The 2,217-nt window shown below is 44.7% G+C and carries 1 protein-coding gene; it reads right to left on the bottom strand.

The window, feature by feature from the left end:
• Positions 1 to 366 precede the first annotated feature (366 nt).
• On the bottom strand, positions 367 to 1,605 hold the full coding sequence (locus tag Z052_RS18025; RefSeq protein WP_394338105.1) for a Cdc6/Cdc18 family protein: 1,239 nt from the start codon (positions 1,603 to 1,605) through the stop codon (positions 367 to 369).
• Positions 1,606 to 2,217 lie beyond the last annotated feature (612 nt).

The raw sequence follows: 2,217 nt of genomic DNA, 5'->3' as shown, positions 1-2,217 counted from the left end.
TACTACTACTGGCAGTGGCGAGATGGAGACAAAATCCGATCTCAGTACAAGAGCCCAGTCAATCCAGACGAGTAGAATGAATTATTGACCTGATCCGAGGATCAACACACCCCATGTGCGAAGCGAAATTCGATTAGCTTGAACCAACTTCGCATGCTGGTGAAGACTACATTACAAGTTCTCTCAAGTAAGCCGACTGACGTACTGATATATCGTCAGAACAAAAAACAGATCACCCCGGGCGTCGAGTGTAAATGGGTGTTAAATGGCGTACTATATCTTATAGACGGCATATAGAAAAACACAGAATACGTCACCCCGAGAAACAGAGTATGACACCCCAACTGTCGAGTGTAAAATCATGAATTATCCATTAGGAGAGAATCGTTGATCAGATTCAATCGCGCTTTGGACGACTTCTGGCTCCTCAAGAAGGTAGTAGAAATTGGTCATTCCCTTCCCACGACCACGGCCAACCCGATCTGTAACACCAAGAATATCGAGAAAAGCCTGTTCGTTCAACCGATCAGACATCCGCCGTTGTGAGAGTGGGTCAATTTCTAGCGATTCAGTGAGTTGCTCATACCGTTCATAGATTTCACGTGTGGGGAATTCTTCCTGCTTGTTCCCGTCTGCGATCAATGAAAGAGCATACACTGCGGCTTTTGATTGTGTTGGCTGGTCTTGAAGCAACTTCGAGAATCGATCGATATCTGCTTTTTCTCGGGCATTTCGCACATGTTCTTCCTGAACAACTTCGCTATCATCGTCTTTCGCGAGTTCACCAGCATTTCGAAGAATATCGAGGGCTTTTCGAGCGTCACCATGTTCTTGTGCGGCGAACGCAGCAGCAAGAGGAATTACATCATCGGTGAGAGCTCCTTCGCGAAACGCATCTTGACGATGGCGCATAATTTCGCGGAGCTGGTTTGCGTCGTAGGGCGGAAAAATAAACTCACGCTCTTGGAGACTACTCAAAACTCGCTCATCCAGAGAATCTTTAAATGAGATTTTATTGCTGATCGCGAGGATTCCGACCTTACATGAGTCAATCTTTCCAGCTTCCCCAGCTCTGGAGAGCTGCATTAGCACGTTGTTCTCTTGGAGTTTGTCGACTTCATCGAGAATGATGATAACGACGTCGTGGAGGCTATCGAGAATCTGCCAAAGACGATCGTAGTATACATTCGTCGATAACCCGGAAAGGGGTACAGAGATATTTGTTTCATTTGGTCGATTGAATGTTCGGGCAAGTTTGATAACAACCTGAGTCTCCGTCGTTGCTTGGGTACAATCGATATATGCGCGATCGAGTCTCGTACCCTGCTCGTGGGAGAAGTCTTCAGCACTCTGGGTAACGTGTTTAGCTACAAGACTTTTTCCAGTCCCTGTCTTTCCGTAAATTAGCGTGTTTCTAGGCTTTCCACCCCTGATTGCAGGATGGATACTATTGGCAAGATTAGATATCTCATCCTCGCGGCCAATAATCCGTTCCTCGTCTGGAATATGTTCGATGTCAAGGAGTTCTTTGTTCGCAAAAACCGGATCCTCGCTTTCCCAAATTGAGTCGAGAGAACTCTGTTTCTCGTTACTCATTTGAGTAATCGACCTCGGGGCGTCCGGCTCATATTACACACGACGGTCGGTGTGGTATATAAAACTATGTCTTTATCACACACCACCTGTCGAGTGTAAATGCTGAAATATACCATTTGTAAGGTCTAGGAGATTGGAATAGCAAAGTGTATTTCAAAAAGAAGAAATATCTAATGGCTCCCCGGTCGTCGAGTGTAACGCAATAGTTCACGATGTCTACTGTTAGCGAGGAAGCTACGTCCCCGAAGACACACACCCCGGGTGTCGAGTGTAAATTGATAAGACGGTAGGTCACTCCCCGGTAGTCTATCCGGTTTCTACTATCATTAGACGCCGATTTCACGAGGAAGAGTTCTTAAAACATCGATTTATAGTAGTCTTACTACTACTATCTACACATAGTATATATATTTTATTACACAGGCAACAAATAACAGAGAATTAGACAGTACAAGTATTTTTGAGCCAATGTAGATTCCAAGAATACATCTTTTATATAGCCCTCGTGAAAGCAGGATGGAGTCTCTCGACGAACTGTAAAGTTAGTAGAAACTGCGACAGAATCCTAGTTTTAGCCGCTCACAATCTATCTATATCGGTATTATACTCAACGTCGAAAGT

It is taken from the genome of Halorubrum sp. C191 (assembly GCF_002727095.1).
GTDB classification, from domain to species: domain Archaea; phylum Halobacteriota; class Halobacteria; order Halobacteriales; family Haloferacaceae; genus Halorubrum; species Halorubrum ezzemoulense.
Note: the sequence above shows the minus strand (reverse complement) of the source record. Positions and strands in the feature narration are given on the sequence as shown.